The 19793-nt window shown below is 71.5% G+C and carries 17 protein-coding genes and 1 pseudogene; 8 read left to right on the top strand and 10 right to left on the bottom strand.

The genetic code is table 11. From position 1 onward, the window contains the following. Positions 1-49: 49 nt before the first annotated feature. Positions 50-1579, bottom strand: coding sequence for a gamma-aminobutyraldehyde dehydrogenase (locus tag ACXKR8_RS33995; RefSeq protein WP_458268394.1), 1530 nt, complete (start codon positions 1577-1579; stop codon positions 50-52). Positions 1580-1790: 211 nt separating this feature from the next. Between ACXKR8_RS33995 and ACXKR8_RS33990 the strand changes: the two genes are divergently transcribed. From ACXKR8_RS33990 to ACXKR8_RS33980, 3 genes are all read left to right on the top strand, one after another. Continuing rightward, positions 1791-3449 (top strand): PucR family transcriptional regulator, encoded by a 1659-nt coding sequence (locus ACXKR8_RS33990; protein ID WP_458275155.1) that lies wholly within the window; start codon positions 1791-1793, stop codon positions 3447-3449. Positions 3450-3545: 96 nt separating this feature from the next. Next, entirely contained in the window at positions 3546-4907 is a 1362-nt protein-coding gene (locus ACXKR8_RS33985) for a transaminase (RefSeq protein ID WP_458268393.1), read from the top strand. Between the two features lie 5 nt (positions 4908-4912). Further along, the gene (locus ACXKR8_RS33980; protein WP_458268392.1) at positions 4913-5350 is read left to right on the top strand and encodes an Lrp/AsnC family transcriptional regulator; all 438 of its coding nucleotides are present in this window, start codon (positions 4913-4915) and stop codon (positions 5348-5350) included. Between the two features lie 55 nt (positions 5351-5405). On the opposite strand, the gene ACXKR8_RS33975 is transcribed toward ACXKR8_RS33980, so the two are convergent. Then, positions 5406-6842 (bottom strand): gamma-aminobutyraldehyde dehydrogenase, encoded by a 1437-nt coding sequence (locus ACXKR8_RS33975; RefSeq protein ID WP_458268391.1) that lies wholly within the window; start codon positions 6840-6842, stop codon positions 5406-5408. 174 nt (positions 6843-7016) lie between these two features. Between ACXKR8_RS33975 and ACXKR8_RS33970 the strand changes: the two genes are divergently transcribed. The 4 genes from ACXKR8_RS33970 to ACXKR8_RS33955 all read left to right on the top strand — a co-directional run bounded on the left by ACXKR8_RS33970 (position 7017) and on the right by ACXKR8_RS33955 (position 10997). Continuing rightward, positions 7017-7490 (top strand): Lrp/AsnC family transcriptional regulator, encoded by a 474-nt coding sequence (locus ACXKR8_RS33970; RefSeq protein ID WP_380518410.1) that lies wholly within the window; start codon positions 7017-7019, stop codon positions 7488-7490. Beyond that, positions 7487-8863, top strand: coding sequence for an aspartate aminotransferase family protein (locus ACXKR8_RS33965; RefSeq protein WP_458268390.1), 1377 nt, complete (start codon positions 7487-7489; stop codon positions 8861-8863). Before ACXKR8_RS33970 ends, ACXKR8_RS33965 begins: the two co-directional genes overlap by 4 nt. Before the next feature lie 140 nt (positions 8864-9003). After that, on the top strand, positions 9004-9882 hold the full coding sequence (locus ACXKR8_RS33960) for an ABC transporter ATP-binding protein (protein ID WP_458268389.1): 879 nt from the start codon (positions 9004-9006) through the stop codon (positions 9880-9882). Beyond that, positions 9861-10997 (top strand): hypothetical protein, encoded by a 1137-nt coding sequence (locus tag ACXKR8_RS33955; RefSeq protein ID WP_458268388.1) that lies wholly within the window; start codon positions 9861-9863, stop codon positions 10995-10997. The genes ACXKR8_RS33960 and ACXKR8_RS33955 overlap by 22 nt, the downstream gene beginning before the upstream one ends. 40 nt (positions 10998-11037) lie before the next feature. On the opposite strand, the gene rlmN is transcribed toward ACXKR8_RS33955, so the two are convergent. The 6 genes from rlmN to rpsB form a co-directional block, all read right to left on the bottom strand. After that, positions 11038-12162 (bottom strand): dual-specificity RNA methyltransferase RlmN, encoded by a 1125-nt coding sequence (gene rlmN, locus ACXKR8_RS33950; RefSeq protein ID WP_458268387.1) that lies wholly within the window; start codon positions 12160-12162, stop codon positions 11038-11040. A gap of 154 nt (positions 12163-12316) precedes the next feature. After that, positions 12317-13282, bottom strand: coding sequence for a phosphatidate cytidylyltransferase (locus tag ACXKR8_RS33945; RefSeq protein WP_462099947.1), 966 nt, complete (start codon positions 13280-13282; stop codon positions 12317-12319). 313 nt (positions 13283-13595) lie between these two features. After that, positions 13596-14153 carry a ribosome recycling factor gene (gene frr / locus ACXKR8_RS33940; protein WP_458268385.1) on the bottom strand — a complete coding sequence of 186 codons (558 nt, stop codon included), beginning with the start codon at positions 14151-14153 and terminating at the stop codon, positions 13596-13598. A 75-nt stretch (positions 14154-14228) separates the two neighbouring features. Further along, positions 14229-14984: a UMP kinase gene (gene pyrH, locus ACXKR8_RS33935; RefSeq protein WP_458268384.1), complete on the bottom strand. Its 756-nt coding sequence runs from the start codon at positions 14982-14984 to the stop codon at positions 14229-14231. 170 nt (positions 14985-15154) lie between these two features. Continuing rightward, complete coding sequence (tsf, locus tag ACXKR8_RS33930; protein ID WP_458268383.1) at positions 15155-15991, bottom strand: translation elongation factor Ts; 837 nt, start codon at positions 15989-15991, stop codon at positions 15155-15157. A gap of 132 nt (positions 15992-16123) precedes the next feature. Further along, complete coding sequence (gene rpsB / locus ACXKR8_RS33925) at positions 16124-17098, bottom strand: 30S ribosomal protein S2 (protein WP_458268382.1); 975 nt, start codon at positions 17096-17098, stop codon at positions 16124-16126. Between rpsB and ACXKR8_RS33920 the strand changes: the two are divergent. Beyond that, a pseudogene (locus ACXKR8_RS33920) lies at positions 17097-17993 on the top strand (M23 family metallopeptidase); the annotation flags it as partial. The gene rpsB and the pseudogene ACXKR8_RS33920 overlap by 2 nt on opposite strands. A gap of 143 nt (positions 17994-18136) precedes the next feature. Here ACXKR8_RS33920 and ACXKR8_RS33915 read toward each other — a convergent pair. Both ACXKR8_RS33915 and whiG read right to left on the bottom strand, forming a co-directional pair. Continuing rightward, entirely contained in the window at positions 18137-18706 is a 570-nt protein-coding gene (locus tag ACXKR8_RS33915; RefSeq protein WP_458275154.1) for a TetR/AcrR family transcriptional regulator, read from the bottom strand. Positions 18707-18821: 115 nt separating this feature from the next. Beyond that, a complete protein-coding gene (whiG, locus tag ACXKR8_RS33910) occupies positions 18822-19649 on the bottom strand; it encodes an RNA polymerase sigma factor WhiG (RefSeq protein ID WP_458275153.1) in 828 nt (275 codons plus the stop codon). Between the last annotated feature and the right edge of the window lie 144 nt (positions 19650-19793).

Genomic DNA, 19793 nt, shown 5'->3' with positions numbered 1-19793 from the left:
ACTGCTCTCTGATGCACCGTCAGGCTGAGCCTCGGGTGCGGTAGATGGGTTAGCGGTCGCCGAAGATCGTGCGGTGCCAGTCCTTGCGGGCCACTGCGGTGATGTCCTGCATCACATGCTTGACCTGCGTGTACTCGTCCAGCGAGTACTGCGACATGTCCTTGCCGTAGCCGGACGCCTTGTAGCCGCCGTGCGGCATCTCGCTGATGATCGGGATGTGGTCGTTGACCCAGACGCAGCCGGCCTGGATCTCCCGGGTCGCCCGCTGCGCGCGGTACAGGTCGCGGGTCCAGGCGGAGGCGGCCAGCCCGTACGGGGTGTCGTTGGCGAGCCGCAGGCCCTCCTCGTCGCTGTCGAACGGCAGCGCGACCAGCACCGGGCCGAACAGCTCGCTCTGCACCACCTCGGCGTCCTGGGCGACGCCGGTGATCAGCGTCGGGCGGTAGTAGGCGCCGAGGGTGAGGTCGGTGCCGTCGTGACCCTTCTCCGGGGCGTAGCCGCCGGCCGCGATGGTGGCGCCGTAGCCGCGGGCGCGCTCGACGAAGCCGGCCACGCTGTCGCGCTGGCGCAGCGAGATCAGCGGGCCGAGGTCGGTCTGCGGGTTGAACGGGTCGCCGAGCCGGACCAGCTCGAACAGTTCGGCGACGCCTTCGACGAAGGCGTCGAACAGCGGGCGCTGGATGTACGCGCGGGTGGCGGCGGTGCAGTCCTGGCCGGTGTTGATCAGCGAGGCGGCGACCGCACCGTGCACGGCGGCCTCCAGGTCGGCGTCGTCGAAGACCACGAACGGGGCCTTGCCGCCGAGCTCCAGGTGGGTGCGCTTGACGCCCTGCACGGCGACCTCGCCGACCCGCTTGCCGACACCGGTGGAGCCGGTGAAGGAGACCATCGACACCCCCGGGTGCCCGACCAGGTGCTCGCCGGCCACCCGTCCGGCGCCGGTGACGATGTTGACGACGCCGTCCGGGATCCCGGCGTCGGTGCAGGCCTGGGCGAACATCAGCGAGGTCAGCGGGGTCAGCTCGGCCGGCTTGAGGACGATGGTGTTGCCTGCGGCGATGGCCGGGAGGATCTTCCAGCCGGCCATCTGCAGCGGGTAGTTCCACGGCGAGATGGAGCCGACCACGCCGATCGGCTCGCGCCGGATCGAGGAGGTGTGGTCGCCGGAGTACTCACCGCTGGCCTTGCCCTCCAGATTGCGGGCGGCGCCGGCGAAGAAGGCGGTGTTGTCGACCGTGCCGGGGACGTCGAACTCGGTGGTGAGCTTGATCGGCTTGCCGGTCTGGGCGCTCTCGACCCGGGCGAAGTCCTCGGCCCGCTCGGCGAGGATGCCGGAGAGCCGGGTCAGCGCGTCGGACCGGGCGCCGGGGGTCGACCGCGACCACTCCGGGAAGGCGGCGCGGGCGGCGGCCACCGCCTCGTCCACGTCCGCGGTGGAGGCGAGGCGCACCCGCTGGACGACACTGCCGTCGGCGGGGTTGGTGACGTCGAAGGTCGCCTCGCCGGTGCCCTCGCGCAGCGCTCCGCCGAGGTACTGGGCCCCGGCCTCGAAGCGGGTGCCGACGATGGACTGGTCCATGGGTTCCTCCAGCGACGCCCGTACAGGGCGGGGGTGCCCACTCTGCGTACGATGCCCCGGTTCGGGTGGGCCCGGCAAGCAACAGTCCGCAAGGCAGATCGTTACTGGCATTACACCGTGCCAACAGCCGGAAACCCGACACCTCGTTGCCCGCATGTCGGATCAGGCTGACACTATGAAGGGGATCCCACCGCTGTTTCTGGAGGCCCCGTTGTTCCCCACCGTCGCTCGCGTCCTCGATCTGGACGTGGTCAGCCGCGGCCTGCCCGAGGTCGTGGCGGGCAAGGAGCACCTGGAGCGCCCGGTGCGCTGGGTGCACGTCAGTGAGCTCGCCGACATCGCCGGGACGCTCCAGGGCGGCGAGCTGATCCTGACCACCGGGATCGCCCTGCCCGAGGACCGGGAGAGCCTGGCCAGGTACGTCCGGGAGCTGGCCGACGTGGGGGTGGCCGGCCTGGTGGTGGAGTTCGGCCGGCGCTACTTCGACAATCTGCCGCGGGCCCTGGTGCACGCGGCGGAGCAGCGCGGGCTGCCGCTGATCGTGCTGCGCCGGGAGCTGCGCTTCGTCGCGGTGACCGAGGCGGTGCACGCGCTGGTGGTGAACGCCCAGCTGGAGGAGCTGCGCTCGTCGGAGGAGATCCACCAGACCTTCAACGAGCTGGCGGTCGAGGGCGCGGAACCGGTCGAGGTGGTGCAGCAGGTGTCCCGGATGGCCGGCGCCCCGGTGGTGCTGGAGAACCTGTCGCACCAGGTGCTGGCGTACGACACCGGCGGGCAGAACGCCCAGGTACTGCTGGCCGGCTGGGAGTCGCGCTCGCGCGGGGTCCGGCCGAAGGGCCGCACCGGGCACGATCCGCGGACCGGCTGGCTGGTCACCGCGGTGGGGGCGCGCGGGCACGACTGGGGGCGGCTGCTGCTGCTCGGCACGCCCAGTTCGGCCCAGGAGGACGTGGCACCCGAGAAGGCCTCGCACCGGCACACCATGCTGCTGGAGCGGGCCGCGGCCACTCTGGCGCTGAACCGGCTGCTGGTCCGCGACCGGGAGAGCCTGGAGCGGCAGACCCACCGCACGCTGCTGTCCGGCATCCTGACCCATGCGCTGACCGTCTCCGACGTGGCGCTGCGGGCCTCAGCGCTGGGCGTCCCACTGGAGGGGCGGCGGCTGGTCGGCGTGGTGCTGCGGCTGCGCCGCGGCAGCGCCCCGGCGGCGCTGGAGGCGCAGGCCCGGCTGCGGGACTTCACCGAGACTGCGGCCGCCGCGGTGCGGGAGAAGCGGCTGACCGCGCTGGTCGGCGCCCTGGACGACGAGGCGGTGGGGCTGCTGGTGTCGCTCGGTCCGCGCGACGACGAGCACAACGCCCTGGACGGCTTCGCCTCCTCGCTGCGGCGGCTGCTGCTGGAGGCCGAGGAGCCGGAGCCGGTGATCGCGGTGGGCTCGTCCGTCGGCGCGGTCCGCGACGCCCGGCGCACCCTGGTCGAGGCCACCCAGGTCGCCGACGCCGCCCTGCACGACGCCCCCGCCTCGGGCGCCCGCTCCGCCTCCTACTACCGGCTGCCGGACGTCCGGCTGCGCGGACTGCTGCACCTGCTGCGGGACGACGCCCGGCTGCAGACCTACGTGGAGCGCGAACTGGGCCCGCTGCTGGCGTACGACGCCGAGCACGGCAGCCAGCTGATCCAGATGCTCCGGGTCTACCTGGAGCAGGGCCGCAACAAGTCCGCGGCTGCGGACGCCGCGCATCTGTCCCGGCCTTCGTTCTACGACCGGCTGCACAAGGTGGAGCGGGTCCTCGGCGTGGATCTGGACCAGGTGGAGTCCTGTCTGTCGCTGCATGTCGCGCTGCTGGCCCTGGACGCGGTGCGGCGGTAGATCCCGCACCTTTCGCACGCGATTCGATTGCCTCTGCCTGTTTCCACGATCGAATCAGCTGTACGGTCGGACCATCGGCCCTACAGGAGGTTCCCCATGCCCGCATCCGTCGACCGCGCCCGGCTCCAGCACCTGCTCGCCCGGGAGACCGCGGCGAGCGCCGCGCGGAACCCGCGCTCGCGGGAGGCCTACGCCCGGGCCGAGCACCTGTTCGGGCGGGTGCCGATGACCTGGATGAACAAGAGCGCCGGCGCCTTCCCGCTCTATCTGGACGGCGCCCGGGGCGCCCGGGTCAGCGATATCGACGGGCACGAGTACATCGACTTCTGCCTCGGCGACACCGGCGCGATGGCCGGGCACTCCCCCGAGGCGGTCGCGGACGCGATCGAGCAGCGGTACCGGGTCCGCGGCGGGGCGACCGCGATGCTGCCGACCGAGGACGCGGAGTGGGTCGGCGCCGAGCTGACCCGCCGCTTCGGGCTGCCGCGCTGGTCCTTCTCGCTGACCGCGACGGACGCCAACCGCTGGGCGATCCGGCTGGCCCGCGCGGTGACCGGGCGGCCGAAGATCCTGGTGAACAGCTACAGCTACCACGGCAGTGTCGACGAGTCGCTGATCGTGGTCGGCCCGGACGGCAACGGCGCCAGCCGTCCCGGCAATGTCGGCGCCCCCTGCGACGTCACGCTGACCAGCCGGGTCGCCGAGTTCAACGACCTGGCCGGTCTTGAGCGCGAGCTGGCCTACGGGGACGTCGCGGCCGTGCTGATGGAGCCGGCGCTGACCAACATCGGCATCGTCCTGCCCGAGCCCGGCTACCTGAACGGGGTACGGGAACTGACGAAGCGTTACGGAACCCTGCTGATCAACGACGAGACCCACACCTTCTCGGCCGGACCCGGCGGCGCCACCGCCGCGTACGGGCTCAGCCCCGACATCCTGACCATCGGCAAGGCCATCGGCGGCGGCATCCCGGCCGGGGGCTACGGCCTGTCGGCGGAGCTGGCCGACCGGCTGCTCGGCCGCGCCGACCTGGACCTGGTCGACATGGGCGGCGTCGGCGGCACCCTGGCCGGCAACGCGCTGTCGGTCGCGGCGATGCGGGCCACGCTGGAGCAGGTGCTCACCGACGACGCCTTCGCCGCGATGTGCGCCCTGTCCGAGCGCTTCGAGGCCGGGGTGCGGGACGGCATCACCAAGCACGACCTGCCCTGGTCGGTCAGCCGGCTCGGCGCACGCAGCGAGTACCGCTTCGCCGACCCCGCGCCGCGCAACGGCACCGAGTCGGCGGCGAGCGCCGACGCCGAGCTTGAGGACTTCCTGCACATCTTCCTGGCCAACCGCGGCATCCTGCTCACGCCGTTCCACAACATGGCGCTGATCTGCCCGGCCACCACCGAGGCCGACGTGGACGCCCACACCGCCCGCTTCGCCGAGGCCCTGGCCGAGCTGGCAGGCTAGGGCCCGTGGACGACATCGACCGGGCCATCCTGCGCGAACTCCAGACCGACGGCCGGATCCCCTACGCCGAGCTCGGGCCCAAGGTCGGCCTCTCCCCCTCCGCCGCGCGGCAACGGCTGCAGCGGCTGGTCGACACCCGGGTGGTGCAGGTGGTCGGGGTCACCGACCCGATGGCGATGGGCGGCCAGGCCATGGCGCTGCTCGGCATCGCCGTGGACGGGGACGCACGGGCGGTGGCGGATCTGCTCGGGCAGCGCGAGGAGGTCGTCTACAGCGTGCTGACCTCGGGCGGCTTCGACCTGTTCGCCGAGGTGGTCTGCCATCAGCCGCGCGAGCTGCTGGACTTCATCAACGACGTGGTGCGGCCGATCGACGGGGTGACCCGGGTGGAGAACTTCCCCTACTTCGGCATCCACACGCACCGGTTCCTCTGGGACGTCTGAACGGAGCGAGGGCCCGGACGCAGCAAGCGTCCGGGCCCTCCCCCGTACCGGAGCGTCAGTCCTCGATGGAGGTCATGACGTGCTTGATCCGGGTGTAGTCCTCGAAGCCGTAGGCGGAGAGGTCCTTGCCGTAGCCGGACTTCTTGAAGCCGCCGTGCGGCATCTCGGCGACCAGCGGGATGTGGGTGTTGATCCACACGCAGCCGAAGTCGAGCCGCTTGGCCAGCCGCATAGCCCGGGAGTGGTCCTTGGTCCAGACCGAGGACGCCAGGGCGTAGTCGACACCGTTGGCGTTGGCGATCGCCTCCGCCTCGGTGGAGAACTTCTGCACGGTGATGACCGGGCCGAAGACCTCGTTCTGGATGATCTCGTCGTCCTGGTTCAGCCCTGACACCACGGTCGGGGCGTAGAAGTAGCCGACGTCGCCGACCCGGTGGCCGCCCGCCTCCACCTTGGCGTGGGCCGGGAGGCGGTCGATGAAGCCGGTGACCTGGGCCAGCTGGTTGGCGTTGTTGAGCGGCCCGTAGAGCACGTCCTCGTCGTCGGGCTGCCCGGTCTTGGTGTCGGCGGCGGCCTTGGCCAGCGCGGTGACGAACTCGTCGTGGATGTCCTCGTGCACCAGCACCCGGGTGGCGGCGGTACAGTCCTGGCCGGCGTTGAAGTAGCCGGCCACCGAGATGCCCTCGACGGCGGAGGCGATGTCGGCGTCCTCGAAGACCACGACCGGGGCCTTGCCGCCCAGCTCCAGGTGCACCCGCTTGACGTCCTTGGCGGCGGAGGCCGCGACCTGGATGCCGGCCCGGACCGAGCCGGTGATGGAGGCCATCGCCGGGGTCGGGTGCTCGACCATCAGCCGACCGGTCTCGCGGTCGCCGCAGACCACGTTGAAGACGCCGGCCGGGAGGATCTCGCCCATGATCTGGGCCAGCAGCACGGTGGAGGCCGGGGTGGTGTCGGAGGGCTTGAGCACCACCGTGTTGCCCGCGGCAATGGCCGGGGCGAACTTCCACACGGCCATCATCATCGGGTAGTTCCACGGCGCGACCTGGGCGCAGACGCCCACCGGCTCGCGGCGGACGAAGGAGGTCAGCCCCTCCATGTACTCGCCGCCGGACTTGCCCTCGAGCAGCCGGGCCGCGCCCGCGAAGAAGCGGATCTGGTCGACCATCGGCGGGATCTCCTCCGAGGCGGTGATCCCCAGCGGCTTGCCGGTGTTCTTCGACTCGGTGGCGACCAGCTCCTCCGCCCGGGCCTCGACCGCGTCGGCGATCTTCAGCAGGGCCAGCTGGCGGACCGAGGGGGTGGTGTCCCGCCAGGACTCGAACGCGGCGGCGGCGGCGCTCATCGCCGCGTCCACGTCGGCCTCGGCGGAGAGCGGCGCGGTGGCGTACGCCGTACCGGTCGTCGGGTCGACGATCTCGGTGGTGCGGCCGTCGGCGGCGTCGGTGAACGCGCCGTTGATGTAGTTGCGCAGCGTCTGAAGCTCGCTCACGGGGACCTCTCCTCGGTTTCCAGCTCGCCGGCGTACCCGGCGCTGCCCAGCCTAGCCCCGTCGCGGTGGTTATCGGCAGGTCCGCGCCGTAAGAACAATGGAATCAGCACGTTTTTCATCCGATCGCGACGGATTCCCTTGCGAACCAGCGCCCGATAGGGCAGGGTGGCGGACGTGGCCAACCGTGAACGGAACGGCAGTGTTCCCCTCGACGCCGTCTCCAAGGCGATCATCGAGCAGCTCCAGGAGGACGGCCGACGGCCGTACGCAAGCATCGGCAAGGCCGTGGGCCTGTCCGAGGCGGCGGTACGCCAGCGGGTCCAGAAGCTCCTCGACCAGGGCGTCATGCAGATCGTCGCCGTGACCGACCCGCTGACCGTGGGCTTCACCCGGCAGGCGATGGTCGGCATCAACGTCGAGGGCGACATGGAGCCGGTCGCCGACGCGCTGGCCGCCATGGACGAGGTGGACTACGTCGTCGTGACCGCAGGCTCGTTCGACCTGCTGGCCGAGCTGGTCTGCGAGGACGACGAACACCTTCTCGAACTGATCAACAAGCGTATCCGCGCGCTTCCCGGCGTGCGGAGAACCGAAAGCTTCGTTTACCTGAAGCTACGGAAACAGACCTACACCTGGGGTACCCGATGAGCGCCGACCCGGCAACCAAGGACCTTTCGAAGACCGCCTACGACCATCTCTGGATGCACTTCACCAGGATGTCCTCGTACGAGAACAACCCGGTTCCCACCATCGTCCGCGGTGAGGGCGCCTACATCTGGGACTCCAACGGCCGCAAGTACCTGGACGGCCTCTCCGGCCTGTTCGTGGTCCAGGCCGGCCACGGCCGCGTCGAGCTGGCCGAGACCGCGCGCAAGCAGGCCGAGAAGCTGGCCTTCTTCCCGATCTGGAGCTACGCGCACCCCTCCGCGGTCGAGCTCGCCGAGCGGCTGGCGAACTACGCCCCCGGCGACCTCAACAAGGTCTTCTTCACCACCGGTGGCGGCGAGGCCGTCGAGACCGCCTGGAAGCTGGCCAAGCAGTACTTCAAGCTGACCGGCGAGCACACCAAGTACAAGGTGATCTCCCGCGCGGTGGCCTACCACGGCACCCCGCAGGGCGCCCTGTCGATCACCGGCCTGCCCGCTCTGAAGGCCCCGTTCGAGCCGCTGGTTCCGGGCGCCCACAAGGTCGTCAACACCAACATCTACCGCGCCCCGATCTACGGCGACGACCCCGAGGCCTACGGCCGCTGGTGCGCCGACCAGATCGAGCAGGAGATCCTGTTCGAGGGCCCGGAGACGGTCTGCGCGGTGTTCCTGGAGCCGGTGCAGAACGCCGGCGGCTGTTTCCCGCCGCCGCCCGGATACTTCCAGCGGGTCCGTGAGATCTGCGACCAGTACAACGTGCTGCTGGTGTCGGACGAGACCATCTGCGCCTTCGGCCGGCTCGGCACCATGTTCGCCTGCGACAAGTTCGACTACATCCCCGACATCATCACCTGCGCCAAGGGCATGACCTCCGGGTACTCCCCGATCGGTGCGGCGATCATCTCGGACAGGATCGCCGAGCCGTTCTACAAGGGCGACAACACCTTCCTGCACGGCTACACCTTCGGCGGCCACCCGGTCTCCTCCGCGGTGGCGCTGACCAACCTGGACATCTTCGAGCGCGAGGGCCTGAACAAGCACGTCCTCGCCAACGAGGACGCCTTCCGGGCCACCCTGGAGAAGCTGCTCGACCTGCCGATCGTCGGCGACGTCCGCGGCAACGGGTTCTTCTACGGCATCGAGCTGGTCAAGGACAAGGTCACCAAGGAGACCTTCAGCGACGACGAGTGCGAGCGCATCCTCTACGGCTACGTCTCCAAGGCGCTGTACGAGAACGGCCTGTACTGCCGGGCCGACGACCGCGGCGACCCGGTCATCCAGCTCTCCCCGCCGCTGATCTCCGACCAGGGCACCTTCGACGAGATCGAGGGCATCCTGCGCACCGTGCTCACCGAGGCCTGGAACCGGATGTAACCACCGGCGCGCAGACCCCGCGACACGTATTTCGCCACTGGGCGGTCCCGACACCAACATGTCGGGGCCGCCCAGTGGTGTCCCGTACGCTGATCACTCGTTCTAGTCTGTGAGCCATCATCACGACCTGGAGGACGGCAGTGACCCTCGCCCCGCCGGACAACGACGTGCTGTGGGCACGGGCCCTGGTGAAGACGCACCGCGGCACGCCCGCGCTGCGGGGAGTGTCGCTGGGCGTGCGGGAGGGCGAGGTGCTGGCCGTCACCGGGCCCAGGGGCTGCGGCAAGAGCACCCTGCTCGACTGCCTCAGCGGACTCACCCCGGCCGACGAGGGGGAGGTCTGGTTCAACAGCGCCCCGGTGCACACCCTCGGCCGCGCCGCCAGGGAGCGGCTGCGGCGCGAGCGCTTCGGCTACGTCGGCCCCGCGCCCCAGCTGGTCCCGGAGCTGACGGCACGTGAGAACGTGGCCCTGCCGCTGCTGCTGTCCGGGGCGCCGCGCAAGGAGGCCGCCACCGCCGCCGCCGAGTGGCTGGAACGCCTCGACGTCGCCGACTGCGCCCGGCTCCGGCCCGCCGACCTGCGCCAGGACCAGCGGCAGCGGATCGCCGTGGCCCGCGCCCTGGCGCACCGTCCGACCGTGGTCTTCGCCGACGAGCCCACCGCGCCGCTGCACCGCGAGGACCGGGACCAGATCCTGCGGATACTGGTCACCGCCTCCCGCTCGCACCGGATCACCCTGGTCCTGGCCACCAACGACCCGACCCTGGCCCGCTACGCCGACCGGGTCACGACCATGTCCGACGGCCGGGTCTCCGCCCCGGTCCTGGCCCGCCAGGCGATGGCCGCGCGTCCGCCGCGGGCCACCGGACCCTCCGGACCCGACTCCGGTCCCGACTCCGGGCGGATCCCGGACACGCTCTCGGACCAGGCTCTCGACCAGGTGCTCGGCACGCCTCTCGACACGCCTCTCGACACGCATGAGGAGGGGATGGAGCAGTGTTCCCCTACCTCCGTCTAGCCCGCGGGTACCGCACCCTCGACCTGCTCCGCTGGCTGGTCACCGCGATCACCGCGGCCACCGTCACCGCCCTGCTGCTGCGGGCCCTCGGCCGGGCGCTGACCGCTCCTTCCACTCATTCCACCGGCGCCGACGGGTCCGTCGACCGGCTGCTCTGGTGCCTGCCCGCGCTCGCCGGCCTCGGTTACCTCGCCGCCAGCTGGGCCCGCGCGCTGCCGCGGCAACGCCGGGAACGGGTGGCCGGACTGGTCGCCGCGGGCGCGGGACCGGTCCGGATGCGGCTGCTGCTGGCCGGCGAGACCGCGCTGGCCTGCGCGTTCGGCGCGCTGCTGGCGCTCGGCGGATTCCTGGTGCTGCGAGCCCACTGGCTGGAGCTGCTGCCCGGCACCCAGCTGGATCCGGCGCTCGGCACCCGGTTCGCGCTGCCCGCGGCCGGCACCACCACGCTGCTGGCGATCGTCCCGCTGCTCGGCGGCCTCGCCGCGGCCGCCGCGGTGCGCTCGGTCGACCTGCTGCCCGGCGACGACGCGGACCGGGACCTGCCCCGGCCCTCCACCCCCTACCTGGCGGTGGCCCTGGCGCTGCCGCTGGCCGGGGCGGCGATGGAGGCCGCCGGGCTGCGGGCCGGAGGCGACCTGGCGGTCAGGGCCGGCTGGCTGCTGGGCATCGTCGGCATCGCGGTCGCCGTCCCGGCCCTGCTCTACGCGGCGGGGTGGCTGCTCGCCGCCGGACGTCCGCAGGCGGTGCGGCTGCTGGCCGGACGCGGACTGCAGGCGGAGTCCTGGCGGCTGGGCACACCGCTGGCGGTGCTCGCGGTCAGCGGCGCACTGGGCGTGGTCGCGCTGGTCCGGTCCTCCCACGGGCACGACTCGGCCGGGCCGGTCACCTGGATCGAGGCCGGGCTGCTGGCTGTCTGCGTCCTGGCGGCGCTGCTGACCCGGCTGGCCGAGCTGGTGGTCGACCGGCGGTCGGCCCACGCCTCGCTGCGGCGGATAGGAGCCGCCGGCGGGGTCTTCCTGCGCACGGCCGCGCTGCGGACGACCGCGGCGGCCGTGGTGGTGCTGGGCGCCGGGGCCGGCGCGGCGGCCCTGGCAGCCGCCGCGCTCAACTCATGACCCGGGTTCCGTTCCGCGCCGGCTGCCTTCCTGGCGGCTACTAGCCGGCCGCGGCCAGCTGGCCGCAGGCGCCGTCGATCTCCTGGCCCCGGGTGTCGCGCACGGTGACCGGGACGCCGTGCAGCTTGAGCTGCCGGACGAACTCCCGCTCGTCCTCGGGGCGGGAGGCCGTCCACTTGGAGCCGGGGGTGGGATTGAGCGGGATCAGGTTGACGTGCGCCCGGTGGTTCTTGAGCATCCGTCCCAGCAGGTCGGCGCGCCAGGCCTGGTCGTTGATGTCCTTGATCAGCGCGTACTCGATGGAGACCCGGCGCCCGGAGCGCTCGGCGTAGGCCCAGGCCGCGTCCAGGACCTCGGCCACCCGCCAGCGGGTGTTCACCGGGACCAGGGTGTCGCGCAGCTCGTCGTCCGGCGCGTGCAGCGAGACCGCGAGCCGGACGCTCATCTCCTCGTCGGCGAGCCGGTTGATCGCCGGGACCAGGCCGACCGTGGAGACGGTGATGCCGCGCTGGGAGAGGCCGAAGCCGCCGGGGGCCGGGTCGGTGAGCCGGCGGATCGCGGCGATGACCCGCTTGTAGTTGGCCAGCGGCTCGCCCATGCCCATGAAGACCACATTGCTCAGCCGCACCGCACCGGCCTCGCCGGAGCCGTCCGCGCCGAACTCGCCGTTCTTGATCGACCGCATTCCGGCGGCGATCTGCTCGACGATCTCGCCGGTGGAGAGGTTCCGGGTCAGCCCGGCCTGGCCGGTGGCGCAGAACGGGCAGTTCATCCCGCAGCCGGCCTGCGAGCTGATGCACATGGTCACCCGGTCGGGGTAGCGCATCAGCACGGACTCGACGAGCACGCCGTCGAAGAGCTTCCACAGCGTCTTGCGGGTGGCGTCGTCGTCGCAGGAGACATTGCGCACCACCGACATCAGCTCGGGCAGCAGCGCCTCGCCGAGCTTGGCCCGGGAGGCGGCGGGAATGTCCGTCCACTCGTCCGGGGTCGCGGCGAGGCGGGAGAAGTACTGGCGCGAGAGCTGGTCGGCACGGAAGGGCTTCTCGCCCAGCTCGGCGACCACCTCACGGCGCTCCAGCGCAGTGAGGTCGGCAAGGTGGCGCGGGGGCTTGGCGCCACGCGGCGCGACAAAGGTGAGTTCACCGGGAATGGGTGTAGGCATGATTCCCCCAGTGTCGCAGGTCGGCGGCGGTGACTCGAAAAGCGGCGGGAAAGGGACGGGAGAGCGGGGGAAAGCAGCGGGCCCGGCGCCCTTGCGGGGGCCGGGCCCGGTGGGGCGGGAGCGTCCTGGATGAGCGGGGCGCCGGAGCGCGCGGTCAGCCGGCGCCGACGAAGCCGACCAGGACCAGCCAGACCACCGGGGCGGTGGGCAGCAGCGAGTCCAGCCGGTCCATCAGGCCGCCGTGGCCGGGGAGCAGGGTGCCCATGTCCTTGATGCCCAGGTCACGTTTGATCATCGACTCGCCGAGGTCGCCCAGGGTGGCGCTGACCGCGACGCAGGCGCCCAGGATCAGGCCCTGCCACCAGCTGCCCTGATCGATCATCAGGTCCATCCCGAGGGCGCCGACCAGCATGCACAGCAGGACCGCGCCGACCAGGCCCTCGCGGGTCTTGCCGGGGCTGATCCGGGGGGCGAGCTTGGTCTTGCCGAAGCGCGAGCCCGCCGCGTACGCGCCGGTGTCGCTGCAGACGGTCAGCACCAGGTACAGCACCACCCGGCGCGGGCCGTCGTCCGCTGCCAGCAGCAGCATCACGAAAGTGGCCAGGAAGGGGACGTAGAAGGCGGTGAAGATGCCCGCGGTGACATCCCGCAGGTAGTCCTCCGGCGGTTCGCTCATCCGCCAGACCAGCACCGCGAGACAAGTGAGCGCGAGGGCGACCAGGGCCGCCTGCGGTCCGCCGAGATAGGCGGCGACCAGCATCCCGATACCGCCGACGGCCAGCGGCGGGCGGGGCACGCTGATGCCCTTGCTCTCCGCGAGCCGGCTGGTCAGCTCCCACATGCCGATCACCACGACAGCGGCGACCACCCCGACGAACAGCCACTTCACCACGAAGAGGGAGGCCACCACGACCACGCCGAGGCCGAGGCCGACACCGATCGCGGCGCGCAGATCACGACCGCCCTTGGGGGCGGGGGGCGCGGGCGCGTGGCCGGGCACAGGGCCGGTCGCGGGGTCGGGGAGCGGTGCTTGCGGGGACATCGGCGGCGCCTCGGGGTCGTCGCGGAACAGCGGCCCGCTGAGGCGGGTGGCGGCCGGCTCCTGGACACCAGGCTGCACGCCCGGCTGGGCACCCGGTGCGGAACCGGGCGCCGGCCCGGAGAAACGTTCCGGTGCTGGATACTGGCTGGCCATGGGGTGAGTCTGCGCCATACCCGGGCCGGGGTGCAGCGGGGACTGCTGCGAGTGGCCGAGGGCCGGTCCCCCCAGTGGGGAGGAACCGGTCCGTCGACCACCGGCGGCATCACCGTGGTGGCATCCATAGGGGCGGGGCCTGCCGGAGGTTCTCCCTCAGGGGGTATCCCGTGGCCCTGCGCTCGGGCCGCGGCGCCACTGTTGCCAGAAGCGGGCCCCCAGAAGGAGTCGTCGTTCATCAGACCTCGAGGAGCTCGGCTTCCTTGTGCTTGAGGAGTTCGTCGACCTGCGTCACATAGCGCGCGGTGACGTCTTCGAGCTCCTTCTCGGCGCGGCGCACCTCGTCCTCGCCGGCCTCGCCGTCCTTGTTGAGCTTGTCCAGGATCTCCTTGGCCTTGCGGCGCACCGCGCGGATGGAGATCTTGGCGTCCTCGCCCTTGGTGCGGGCGACCTTGATGTAGTCGCGCCGGCGCTCCTCGGTGAGCTGCGGGAAGTTCACCCGGATGATCGACCCGTCATTGGACGGGTTGACGCCCAGGTCCGAGTTGCGGATGGCTTCCTCGATGACCCGGAGCGAGGTCTTGTCGAACGGCGAGACGATCGCCATCCGGGGCTCCGGCACCGAGAACGACGCCAGCTGGTTGATCGGGGTCACCGCGCCGTAGTACTCAGCGACGATCTTGCTGAACATCGCCGGGTGCGCACGGCCGGTACGGATCGCGGCGAAGTCGTCCTTGGCGACGGCGACGGCCTTCTCCATCTTCTCCTCGGCCTCAAGGAGGGTCTCTTCGATCACAATGTGCTCCTGTCCGGTGCTACCCGGTCTCGACTCCTGCGGTGCGGGCACTACGTACGCGTGTACCGGGGCGGGTCAGCGCTGGGCCGACTCCCCGGAGATCAACGTGCCGATCTTCTCACTGCGGACGGCGCGGGCGATGTTGCCCTCGGCGAGCAGTTCGAAGACCAGGATGGGAAGGTTGTTGTCCTTGCAGAGCGTGATCGCGGTGAGGTCCGCGACCTTGAGATCCCGAGCAATCACCTCGGAGTATTCCAGGGTGTCGAACTTGACCGCGTCCGGGTTGGACTTGGGGTCGGAGTCGTAGACCCCGTCGACCCCGTTCTTCCCCATCAGCAGCACCTCGGCGTGGACCTCGAGAGCGCGCTGCACAGCGGTGGTGTCGGTGGAGAAGTAGGGCATGCCCATGCCGGCGCCAAAGATCACGACGCGGCCCTTCTCCAGGTGCCGCACCGCTCGCAGCGGCAGGTACGGCTCCGCGACCTGGCCCATGGTGATGGCGGTCTGGACCCTGGTCTCGATGCCTTCCTTCATCAGGAAGTCCTGCAGCGCCAGGCAGTTCATCACCGTGCCGAGCATGCCCATGTAGTCCGAGCGGGCCCGGTCCATCCCGCGTACCTGCAGTTCGGCGCCGCGGAAGAAGTTGCCGCCGCCGATCACGATGGCGACCTCGGTACCGCCGCGGACCACGGTGGCGATCTCCCGGGCGATGGCATGGACGACGTCGGGGTCCACGCCCAGGCCGCCTCCGCCGGCGAACGCCTCACCGGAAAGCTTGAGCAGCACGCGGCGACGCGGACTCTCTTCGGCGGCTTCGGCGGTCATGGGCATCGACTCCTCCTGCTGGTGCATGAACTGGTGCGAGCACGCGTACGAGAGGAGGCCACCACCGCAGGCACCGGAACGGGTCCCTGCACGGCAATGGCCTCCTCGTCGTCTTTCACGCCTCACATCGTATGGGCGGACACCCCGATCGGGCGTCCTCCGCAGACCTCGGAAGGTCAGGCGCCGACGCGGAAGCGGGCGAAACGGACCAGCTTGACGCCGGCCTCGTCCAGGACCTTCTGGACGGTCTTCTTGCTGTCCTTGGCGAACGCCTGCTCGAGAACCGAGTTCTCCTTGACGAAGCCGGTGACCCGGCCCTCGACGATGCGGGGCAGGGCGGCCTCGGGCTTGCCCTCCTCGCGCGCGGTCGCCTCGGCGATGCGGCGCTCGCTCTCCAGCGCCTCGGCCGGGATGTCCTCGCGGGAGAGGAACTTGGGGGCGAAGGCGGCGATGTGCTGCGCGACGTCCTTGGCGATCTCCGCGTTCTCCTGGTCGAGCTCGACCAGCACGCCGATGGCCGGCGGCAGGTCGGGGTCGGTGCGGTGCATGTACGCCGCGACGTACGCGCCACCGGTGAACTGGGCGAAGCGACGGAAGACGATCTTCTCGCCCAGGCCCGCGTTGGCCTCGTCCACGAACTCCTGGACGGTCTTGCCGGGCTGGATCTCGCTGGCCAGCGCGGCCTCGAGGTCGGCCGGGGAGGTGGCGGCGACGTGGGCGGCCAGCGCGTTGGCGACCTCCACGAAGCGGCCGCCCTTGGCGACGAAGTCGGTCTCGCAGTTGAGCTCGACCAGGACGCCGGAGTTGCCGCCCTCGAGCAGGGAGACGACGGCGCCGTTGGAGGCGTCACGGCCCTCGCGCTTGGCGACGCCCTTCTGGCCCTTGATGCGGAGCAGCTCGACGGCCTTGTCGACGTTGCCCTCGGCCTCGTCCAGCGCCTTCTTGCAGTCCATCATTCCGGCACCGGTGAGCTCACGGAGCTTCTTGACGTCCGCGGCGGTGGTGTTCGCCATTCTTCTTCAGTCCTTCTCGCGTGTGTCGGTCTGAGGTGGCCCGGTGTCCGGACCCCGGTCTGGGGCTCGGACACCGGACACGATGCGAGGGGTACGCCGGCGGGTGCCGCCGTACCCCTCGCCCTGAAGTCGTCAGGCCTGGTCGGCCTCGGCGGCGGGGGCCTCGGCGGCAGGCGCCTCGACCTCGGCCTCGGGGGCAGCGGCCTCGGCGGGAGCCTCGACGGCCTCCGCGGCGGGGGCCTCGACCTCGGCGACGGGCTCGGCCACGGGGGCGTCGGCGACGACGGCCTCAGCGGCAGCGTCGGCGGCGGGGGCCTCGTCGGCCTTCTTCTCGCCCTCGACGAGCAGCTCGCGCTCCCAGTCGGCGAGCGGCTGGTCGGCGGCCGAGTCGACCTTGGCGTCGCCCTTGGCGGCACCCGAGCGGGCCATCAGGCCCTCGGCCACGGCGTCGGCGATCACGCGGGTCAGCAGGGTGACCGAGCGGATGGCGTCGTCGTTGCCGGGGATCTTGTAGTCGACCTCGTCGGGGTCGCAGTTGGTGTCCAGGATCGCGACGACCGGGATCTTCAGCTTGCGAGCCTCGCCGACGGCGATGTGCTCCTTCTTGGTGTCGACGATCCACACGGCGGACGGCACGCGCTGCATGTCGCGGATACCGCCGAGGGTCTTCTCGAGCTTGGTGTGCTCGCGCTCGAGGACCAGGAGCTCCTTCTTGGTGAGACCGGAGGCCGGCACATCCGTGAAGTCGATCTCGCCGAGCTCCTTCATCCGCTGAAGGCGCTTGTAGACGGTCTGGAAGTTGGTGAGCATGCCACCGAGCCAGCGCTGGTTGACGTAGGGCATGCCCACGCGGGTGGCCTGCTCGGCGATGGCTTCCTGCGCCTGCTTCTTGGTGCCGACGAAGAGGACGCTGCCGCCGTGGGCGACCGTCTCCTTGACGAACTCGAAGGCGCGGTCGATGTAGTTCAGCGACTGCAGCAGGTCGATGATGTAGATGCCGTTGCGCTCCGTGAAGATGAAGCGCTTCATCTTCGGGTTCCAACGACGGGTCTGGTGACCGAAGTGGACGCCGCTCTCAAGCAGCTCCCGCATCGTGACGACGGCCATGGCCGTGCTCCTAGGTTTCTCGGTTGTCCGTGGCGGCCGGTGGGCCGCCACGCCTGACGCTCTGACCGTGCCGGGCCTTGACGGACCGAGTGGCACTTCACCGGGGTGGGAACAAGCCGAAACACCGGTGGCAGGGCGTGCGAAGTCGACCCAGCACGCCGGGTCGCCACTGAAGTGTACGGGAATCGCCGGACGGCGGACGACCAGCGTTCGGGGCAGTTCCCCCTGCCCGTGCTCACCCCTGCGGGTGAGGAAGTTATGCACAGCCCCCGGGTTGTCCACAGGCCGTGCGGGAGAGGGCGGGTGGGGCTGCCGGGGCGAGGAGAGTCGCCCCATGAACACACTCGATTCGCTGGACCCGCACTCGCTCGGCCCGCCGTCCCGACCGCCGATGCCCGACGGGCGGCGGATCCTGCTGCTGGTCCTGGGCCTGCTGCTCGGGGTCGCCATGACCGCCCTCGGCCCGCCGGGGCAGCGCGCCCACGCCTCCGGGCACGGGTCGCTTCCGCCCTCGCCGGGGCCGGCCTCGCTGCTGCCGCTGCCCGCGCTGGTGCTGCCGCTGCCGACCGGTGGGTCCATGGCGGACGTACTGAGGCGGTTCGACCCGCCGCCGCAGCCCTGGGTCGCCGGGCACCGCGGGGTGGATCTGGCCGCCCCGGCCGGCACCCCGGTCCGGGCGGTGCGGGGCGGGACGGTGACCTTCGCCGGGGTGATCGCGGGGGTGGGGGTGGTCGCGGTCACCCATCCCGGCACCGGGGAGCCGCCGTTGCGGACCACCTACCAACCGGTGCGGGCGCTGCTGAAGCAGGGGGCGGCGGCGGCCCCCGGACAGGTGATCGGCACGGTCGCGGAGGTCGGCACGGGCGGGGCCGGAGCGGGTGGGGCCGGAGCGGGGCACTGTCCGGCGAGCTGTCTGCACTGGGGGCTGCTGCGGGCGCACCGCTATCTGGATCCGCTGGCCCTGCTGGGGCCGGGACGGGCCCGGCTGCTTCCGCTGCGAGGGCAGTCGCAGGGCCGGCTGAGGAGTCAGCCGCGGAGTCAGAGCGCGGGCGGGTCCACCACACCGCGGAGGACCAGGGCGACGGTGGCCTCGGTGATGACCGCGGGGTCCTCGGCCGCGCCCAGTTCCAGCCGCTTGACCGCGGCCTGGACGATGCCCTGCACCAGCACCGCGGTCAGTCCCGGCTGCTGGTGGCCCAGTTCGGCCAGGGCGCTGACCACCAGGCCGACGAACCGGCCGTGCGAGGCGCGGATCCGCTCGCGGGCAGCATCGTCCAGCTCACCTGCGGAGATGGCGGCCAGAGCGCGGTGGCGGGGGTCTCCGGCCAAGGTCAACTGGGTCCGTACGTACGCCTCCACCCGCTGCTGCGGGGTCTCGGCGACGGCGACGGCCTCCACGATCTCGGCGGCCCAGGCCGGGAAGTCCACCGCGCACAGTTCCTCGACCACGGCGGCACGGGAGCGGAAGTACTCATAGACGGAGGAGCGGGCCAGACCGGTCCGGGCGGCCAGCGCGGGGAAGGTCAGCGCCTCCATCCCGTCCTCGGCGAGCAGCCCACGGGCCGCCTCCAGCAGGGCGTCGCGCTGGAGCCGGCGATGCTCGGCCAGGGTGGCGGCTCGGATCTTCGGCACGGCACCAGCATAGACACAGGGCGGTGGACGGACCCGGCGCGGTGGACGGGACCTCGGCGGGAGGGACCTCGGCGGGACGGACCGGGCGCGGTCAGCGGGCGTCGGAGAGCTTGGCGCGGAGCTGGAGCACGGCCTTGGTGTGGATCTGGCTGACCCGGCTCTCGGTGACGCCCAGCACCTGCCCGATCTCGGCCAGGGTCAGGCCCTCGTAGTAGTAGAGGCTGACCACGGTCTTCTCCCGGTCCGGGAGGGTGTTGATGGCCCGGGCCAGCAGTCGGCGCAGCTCACGGCCCTCGGCCACCTCCACCGGGTTGTCCGCGGCGTTGTCCACCAGGGTGTCCACCAGGCTGACCCGGTCGCCGCTCTCCCCTCCGGGGTGCAGCAGTTCGTCCAGGGCGACGACATTGGCGAGGGAGAGCTGACTGAAGATGGTGTGCAGATCGTCGAGGGCGATCCCCATCTCGGCGGCGACCTCGGGGTCGTTGGGGGTCCGCTTGAGAGTGACCTCAAGGGTGGCGTAGGCGCGTTCGACGGCGCGGGCCTTCTGCCGGACCGAGCGCGGGATCCAGTCGAGCGCCCGCAGTTCGTCGATGATCGCGCCGCGGATGCGGCTGATGGCATAGGTCTCGAACTTGATCGCGCGCTCCGGATCGAACTTCTCGATCGCGTCGATCAGTCCGAACACCCCGGAGGAGACGAAGTCCGCCTGCTCGACGTTGGCGGGCAGGCCCACCCCGACCCGGCCCGCGACGTACTTGACCAGCGGCGAGTAGTGGAGGATCAGCTGCTCCCGCAGCCGCGGGTCGCCGTGGGCCTTGTAGGCGCGCCAGAGGTCGTCCAGAGCGCGCCGGGACGGCGGGGACACCTTCGCGACAGCGGCGGGCTCGGCCGCGCAGGGTCCGCCGGCGGGCTCGGGCACAACGGGCTCGGCCGCAATGGGCTCGGCGACAGCGGACTCGACCACAGCCGGTGCGGCGGCGACAGCGGGCGCGGTCGCCGGCGCGGTCTGGGGGGCCGGGTGCGGGACGGTCGTGGTGAGGGCGGGTTGGGTACGGGTGCGGGC

It is taken from the genome of Streptacidiphilus sp. PAMC 29251 (genome assembly GCF_054208735.2).
This window is presented reverse-complemented; position numbering and strand designations above follow the sequence as displayed.

What these genes read in the sequence shown, in the direction of transcription:
- ACXKR8_RS33995 (WP_458268394.1), bottom strand. Translation starts at nt 1,579, where the DNA reads ATGGACCAGTCCATCGTCGGCACCCGCTTCGAGGCCGGGGCCCAGTAC.
- ACXKR8_RS33985 (WP_458268393.1), top strand. Translation starts at nt 3,546, where the DNA reads ATGCCCGCATCCGTCGACCGCGCCCGGCTCCAGCACCTGCTCGCCCGG.
- ACXKR8_RS33965 (WP_458268390.1), top strand. Translation starts at nt 7,487, where the DNA reads ATGAGCGCCGACCCGGCAACCAAGGACCTTTCGAAGACCGCCTACGAC.
- rlmN (WP_458268387.1), bottom strand. Translation starts at nt 12,162, where the DNA reads ATGCCTACACCCATTCCCGGTGAACTCACCTTTGTCGCGCCGCGTGGC.
- pyrH (WP_458268384.1), bottom strand. Translation starts at nt 14,984, where the DNA reads ATGCCCATGACCGCCGAAGCCGCCGAAGAGAGTCCGCGTCGCCGCGTG.
- tsf (WP_458268383.1), bottom strand. Translation starts at nt 15,991, where the DNA reads ATGGCGAACACCACCGCCGCGGACGTCAAGAAGCTCCGTGAGCTCACC.
- rpsB (WP_458268382.1), bottom strand. Translation starts at nt 17,098, where the DNA reads ATGGCCGTCGTCACGATGCGGGAGCTGCTTGAGAGCGGCGTCCACTTC.